We start from the raw sequence: 5,567 nt of genomic DNA on the forward strand, positions 1-5,567 counted from the left end.
AGCCTGCGGCTACCCGGCATCTTCGCCGCACCTCCCGACACCCGACGGCCGACGCCCCCTTCCGCGCGGGCGGCCATCGGGGGCCTCGGCCGTCAGGCCAGGATCAGCCCATCGTGGTGATGCAGAACGGATAGCCGGACGGGTCGAGGAGGACCGTCCACTTCCCCGCGCCGGGCTGCACCTCCGGCTTGCTGGCGCCGAGCGCCACCAGTTCGGCCTCGGCCTTGTCGAGGTCCGCGACGCTGAAGTCGATGTGCACGCGGTTCGTCGCGTTCGGCCACGTCGGAGCCTCGAATCCATCAGACTTGACGAATCCGAGGCGCATGCCGTTCTGGCCGGCCAGATAGGCCGCAGACTCGCTGCTGAAGATCTTCTGCCACCCGGTCACCTGGGCGTAGAACTCCGCCAGTGATTCTGGGTCGGGGCAATTTAACGTCACGGCCCCGGGCTCGGCAATCGCTGCCATGATCCACCTTTCACGAAGTTTATTTCTGGGCGGTTACGCCCACGCGCAGTCTTTCACATGTGACGATATGGAGTGGGCAGCTCCACGATTTGCTCCCACGGGCACGCGACAGCGCACTATTGAGCGGTCGTCACCAATTCTCGGCCGTACCGTCGGATCATGAGTGAGAATTTGGAACGCATGCCCGATGACTGGGGAAGCGCGCTCGTCCTGGCCGCCCATCCGGACGACGTCGAGTTCGGTTCCGCCGGCGCCGTCGCGGTGTGGACCCGCAAGGGTCACACCGTCTCCTATCTGCTGGCCACCCGCGGTGAAGCCGGGATCGACACCCTGCCGCCCGCGGAGGCGGCGAAGGTCCGCGAGGCCGAGCAACGGGAGGCGGCTGCCCGGGTCGGCGTCAGCGATGTCGAGTTCCTCGACCACCCGGACGGCGCCGTGCGCGCGGGCGAAGCACTGCGGAGCGATCTGGTGGCGGCGATCCGTCGACGCCGACCCCAACTGGTGGTCGTCTTCAACCACCACCAGCGCACCGGCACCGGACGCTGGAACGCTCCCGACCACCGCGAGTTCGGCCAATGCGCACTGGACGCGCTGATGGACGCCGGGAACCGGTGGATCCTTCCGTCGGCGGGCGAGCCCTGGTCGGTGCAGTACATCGCCGTGGCGAACGCCCCCGAGCCCACCCACGCCGTGGACATCTCCACCGGTCTGGACGCCGCGGTCGCCTCGTTGGCGGCGCACAAGACCTATCTCCAGGCGCTCGGTTACAGCCAGGAAGCCGTGCGCCCAGCGGTCAGCGGGCAGGCGCAGGCAGTTGGGGCCCGCTTCGGGGGTGTGCCGGCGGTGGCCTTCGAGATGATCCCCTGCTGATCGGACCCGCCCGGGGGCCACCGCCGACACGGTGGCCCTCACACCTGCTTCTGTGCCACGGTCAACCAGCACGACCACGCCTGTCGGCGCACCCGCTGGGGCTCCGGCAGGGCGTACAACTGCTTGAGGATCGGCTCGACGACCTCGGCCGCCCGCTCAGGCGCCAGCCGCTGGAGGAAGGGCACCTGCCGGTTGACGATCAGGGCGATGAAGGTCTCGGGGCTCATCCCGCTCTCGTACTCCGGCTCCAGACCCTGCTGGCACATCTGGAGCCCGGCCACCTCGGCAGCAGTCCGCACCGCGGCCGGCTCGTCCGGCCGCGCCGGCTGCATCCCCTGTACCTGACGCAGAATCAACACCAGGTCATCGGCGTCGGCCACCGGGTCTCCGTGCCGCACCACCACGCGTCCGCCAGGCCGCAGCACCCGCGCCGCCTCGGCCAGCGCCGACGCCATGTCAGGCATCAGGTGCAACGCATGCACGTACACCACATTGTCCTGTGAGGCGTCCTCGAACGGAAGCGCCATACCGTCGCCGAGCACGAGCTCGCCGTCGAAGCGCTTGGCGGCGACCTCCAGCATCGGTTGGGACACGTCCACACCCCGCACGGTGTGACCGAGCGCGGCCAGACCCGCCGCCACCACACCGGTACCGACCCCCACTTCGAGCACCGAGCCCGGTACGAGGTGCGGTGAGATCGTGGCCGCTGTCATATGTCCGCGCCCCTCACCCCCGCGGGCCGCGTCGTAGGTCGCGGCGAGCTTGTCGAACTTCACTGACTGGGTCATGGTGTCACTCCCTCGTTGATGGATTCCTGGACGGCTGGTGGGGACACGTCCGCGACCGGCGCTCCCCAGACGATCTCCCTCGGCGCGCCGATCGGGCCACCGGCTGCTTCACCGGCTGCTTCACGGGTCGGATCGTGGGCCGGATCGTGGGTCGGATCGTCGAAGAAGGCCGCGCACACCGCGGCCACCACCTCCGGGCGATCGAGCATGCTGTAGTGCGTTGCGCCGACGAGTTCGCCGTGCCGCCGGGAGAGCAGCGGCAGCAGAGCCCGTGGCGGTTCGGGAGCGGCGACCCGGTCGAATCCCGCCGCCAACGACAACAGCGGTGGGAGACTCGCACCCGGGCCCGGTAGCCGGCGCCCCCACAGCTCGGACAGTTGGTGGCTGTAGTTGACCAGGGCATCGGCATCTCGGAAGGGGCGACGCAGGACGCTCGCCAACCCGGGCGGTGTCCGGGCCAGCACTTCGACGGCCGCCAGGTGTTCGTCCGCGGGGAGCGGAAGGACGGCCCCCGCGCCGGCCAGCATTCTCAACGCTCTTGACGCGCGCTCGGGCCGGGCCACGACGGAGGCGCACACCGCGGCCAGGTCACGTTCGTAGCGGGAGGCCGCGTCCGCTCCTGCCCGCGGGTATGACCCGTTCAGCAGCACTGCCGCACGGACCGCGCCGGGTCGTCGGTGCGCGTACTCCAAAGCCACCTGCGCACCCGAACACCATCCGATGACATCGCACGAGCGCACCCCTTCGGCATGCAGCACGGCGTCGACGTCGGCCAACTGACCGGCCAGTGTCCAGGGTCGCCCCCACGGATCGCGCTCCCCGGCGTCCCACATCGCCACCCGCCGACCGTGCAGCAACCGTTCCGCGAGCGGGTACCAGACCTCGTCGGTGTGACCCAACGCGGTCACCAGCACCAGCAACGGACCCTGTCCGCAGACCCGGTAGTGCACACTGCGTCCCTCGTGCCGCGCGGTCCGCCGATCCATCGCTCGGGCCAGATGCGCGGCCCGCGCGGCGCGCAGGGCGGTGCGCCGGTCCTGGTCGAGCCGCCACCGCGCCCATCCACCGGCCGGTTCGCCGCCGGGGATCGATTCCGTCGGGTCGCACCTCCTGCGCTCCACCAGCTCGTCGATCGCGGTGAACTCCTCGGCGGTGGTGGTGAGTAGCCGTGCCCCGAACGCATCGGCCACCGCCGCCACCGCACCCACCGGGGGTGTGCTCGCCCGCAGCGGTTGCGTTGTGAAGTAGTCGGGCGCCCTGCGTGTCACCTCCGCGAACGTGCGGTGCACGGCTGACAGGAACGACTCGATGCTCTCGGGCATGTTCCTCCAACGGTCGATGACGAGCATGATCCGGCCGCCGAAGCCGTGCTGCTCAGTAGTGAGCGGCGCCGTTGGGCGCGCGCCGCTTCGCTGGGCGTGTCATCGAGTGGAAGGGCGTCGTAGTAATGATCACGTACGAAACCCTGGAACAGATCCTGCGCGCCCAACTCCCCGCGCTGGAACACGAAGATCCGGTCCCCAAGGACCTACAGCTGGCTACCGTGGGACTGGATTCCGTCGGATCGGTCGTCCTGATGGACACCCTGGAGGACATCCTCGGAGTGACCTTCCCCGACGAGGACATCGCTCCCGCCACCTTCGACACCCCGGGTTCGCTGTGGGCAGTCCTCGACCGGCTGACCAGTGGCTGACCCGGTGCCCGCCGACGCAACCCTCCTCGACCAGTGGTTCGACCGGGGGCTTGCGATCGCCCCCGACGGGCCGGCCCTCAGCGTGGGTCGGCGCACCCTGACGTACCGCGCCCTGGACGAGGAGACCTCAGCACTCGCCAGACCGCTCGCCGCCGCGGGACGCCGCAGGGTCGGCATCCTGGCCGCCAAGAGCGTGACCGCGTACGCAGGCTTCCTCGCCGCCCTACGGGCCGGGGCCTGTGCTGTTCCCCTGGCCCCGGACGCGCCGACGGAACGGCTTCGGGCCGTGGCCGAAGCCGCCCGTCTCGACGCACTCGTGGTCGATGCCACAGGCGCGGCCGGTCTGCCCGCACTGCTGCCGCTGCTCGATCCCGAAGCGGTCATCGCCACCGATCTGACCGATCTCCCGCCGGGAGTGCCGATCCGCAGGCCGGGACCGCCCGGCCCGCTGAGCACACCCCTGCGCTGCTCGGACGACCTGGCCTATCTGATGTTCACCTCGGGCAGCACCGGAGTGCCCAAAGGGGTACCGATCCGCCATCGCAACATCAGCGCCTACGTGGGCGCCGCCCTCGCACGCCACACCCTCGGACCCGGCGACCGGTTCAGCCAGATCTACGAGCTCACCTTCGACCTGTCGATGAGCGAACTCTTCCTGGCCTGGGGATCCGGCGGCTGTCTGTGCGCACTCAACCGATTGCAGGCGCTCGCCCCTGCCCGGCTGGCGGGCCAGCGGATCACGGTGTGGCACGCCACCCCGAGCCTCGCCGCCTCGCTGCGCATCGCCGGACGGCTGCTCCCCGGCTGTCTCCCGGATGCCCGGACGACGATCTTCTGCGGCGAACCGCTCAGCACCGGCACCGCACGTGCATGGCGCCGAGCCGCCCCTGGCTCGCTCATCGACAACCTGTACGGGCCGACCGAGGCGAGCGTGGCCTGTACCGGACACATCTGGGAGGACCACGTCGACCACGTCGACCACGTCGACCACGTCGACCACGTCGACCACGTCGACCACGTCGACCGTGAGAACAACGCGAAACGTGTGGATGCGGGCGACACAGGGGGCGAGAACGACCAAGACAACCTGTGCGCCGACACCGTCGTTTCGATCGGTGAGCCCCTGCCCGGCGTCCGTATCCTCGTCGTCGACGAGGCGGGCGCACCAGCCGACACCGGCGAACTCTGTCTGAGCGGGGAGCAGGTGTTCACCGGATATCTGGATCCGGCCGAGGACGAGGGCCGTTTCCTTGACCACGGCGGACACCGTTGGTACCGCACCGGAGACCTGGTGCGTCGGGGGCCGCGGGGGCTCGCCCACCTCGGCCGCACCGACACTCAGCTCAAGATCCAGGGCTATCGGGTCGAGACGGCGGAGGTCGGCAACGCCCTGCGTGCAGCCGCGCCCGGCGCCGAGGTGGCCGTCCTCGCCGTTGCAGGTGACAGCGGACCACAACTGGTCGCCTGTCTCATGGGTGGGCCGCCCGTCGCACAGGCCGATGTCCTGCGCAGGGCGGCCCGTAGCCTCCCCGCCTACATGCTGCCCCGCCTGCTCTGGTGGGTGCCGCAGCCGATCCTCAACGCCAACGGCAAGGTCGATCGACCGTACCTGCGCCGCGTCGCCGAACGACGGCTGGCGTCCATGCAGTCTTCGTGACAACGGTCCGCTCAGATCTGAGCGGGCACCAGCGCAGCCGCCGATCATGCTGAGCCGGTCCGGGCCACACCGGATCGCGCACGGGAGGTAGTC

6 protein-coding genes are annotated in these 5,567 nt (G+C 69.9%); 3 read left to right on the forward strand and 3 right to left on the reverse strand.

Annotated features, from left to right (window positions below; all coding sequences use genetic code 11):
- Positions 1 to 103 precede the first annotated feature (103 nt).
- Positions 104 to 466: a VOC family protein gene (locus ACFXJL_RS25990; RefSeq protein WP_358880966.1), complete on the reverse strand. Its 363-nt coding sequence runs from the start codon at positions 464 to 466 to the stop codon at positions 104 to 106.
- A 159-nt stretch (positions 467 to 625) separates the two neighbouring features.
- Here ACFXJL_RS25990 and ACFXJL_RS25995 point away from each other — a divergent pair, with 159 nt between their 5' ends.
- Positions 626 to 1,336, forward strand: coding sequence for a PIG-L deacetylase family protein (locus ACFXJL_RS25995; protein WP_384635336.1), 711 nt, complete (start codon positions 626 to 628; stop codon positions 1,334 to 1,336).
- Positions 1,337 to 1,374: 38 nt separating this feature from the next.
- On the opposite strand, the gene ACFXJL_RS26000 is transcribed toward ACFXJL_RS25995, so the two are convergent.
- Both ACFXJL_RS26000 and ACFXJL_RS26005 read right to left on the reverse strand, forming a co-directional pair.
- Complete coding sequence (locus ACFXJL_RS26000) at positions 1,375 to 2,124, reverse strand: methyltransferase domain-containing protein (protein WP_358880968.1); 750 nt, start codon at positions 2,122 to 2,124, stop codon at positions 1,375 to 1,377.
- Complete coding sequence (locus tag ACFXJL_RS26005) at positions 2,121 to 3,446, reverse strand: alpha/beta fold hydrolase (protein ID WP_384696188.1); 1,326 nt, start codon at positions 3,444 to 3,446, stop codon at positions 2,121 to 2,123. Before ACFXJL_RS26005 ends, ACFXJL_RS26000 begins: the two co-directional genes overlap by 4 nt.
- Positions 3,447 to 3,571: 125 nt before the next feature.
- Between ACFXJL_RS26005 and ACFXJL_RS26010 the strand changes: the two genes are divergently transcribed.
- Together ACFXJL_RS26010 and ACFXJL_RS26015 are read left to right on the forward strand one after the other, a co-directional pair.
- Complete coding sequence (locus ACFXJL_RS26010) at positions 3,572 to 3,817, forward strand: phosphopantetheine-binding protein (protein WP_358880970.1); 246 nt, start codon at positions 3,572 to 3,574, stop codon at positions 3,815 to 3,817.
- Positions 3,818 to 3,821: 4 nt separating this feature from the next.
- Entirely contained in the window at positions 3,822 to 5,474 is a 1,653-nt protein-coding gene (locus ACFXJL_RS26015; protein WP_384696192.1) for an AMP-binding protein, read from the forward strand.
- The last annotated feature ends 93 nt before the right edge of the window (positions 5,475 to 5,567 follow it).

It is taken from the genome of Streptomyces sp. NPDC059256, assembly GCF_042753785.1.
Classification (GTDB): Bacteria; Actinomycetota; Actinomycetes; order Streptomycetales; family Streptomycetaceae; genus Streptomyces.

What these genes read in the sequence shown, in the direction of transcription:
- ACFXJL_RS25995 (WP_384635336.1), top strand. Translation starts at nt 626, where the DNA reads ATGAGTGAGAATTTGGAACGCATGCCCGATGACTGGGGAAGCGCGCTC.
- ACFXJL_RS26000 (WP_358880968.1), bottom strand. Translation starts at nt 2,124, where the DNA reads ATGACCCAGTCAGTGAAGTTCGACAAGCTCGCCGCGACCTACGACGCG.
- ACFXJL_RS26010 (WP_358880970.1), top strand. Translation starts at nt 3,572, where the DNA reads ATGATCACGTACGAAACCCTGGAACAGATCCTGCGCGCCCAACTCCCC.
- ACFXJL_RS25990 (WP_358880966.1), bottom strand. Translation starts at nt 466, where the DNA reads ATGGCAGCGATTGCCGAGCCCGGGGCCGTGACGTTAAATTGCCCCGAC.
- ACFXJL_RS26005 (WP_384696188.1), bottom strand. Translation starts at nt 3,446, where the DNA reads ATGCCCGAGAGCATCGAGTCGTTCCTGTCAGCCGTGCACCGCACGTTC.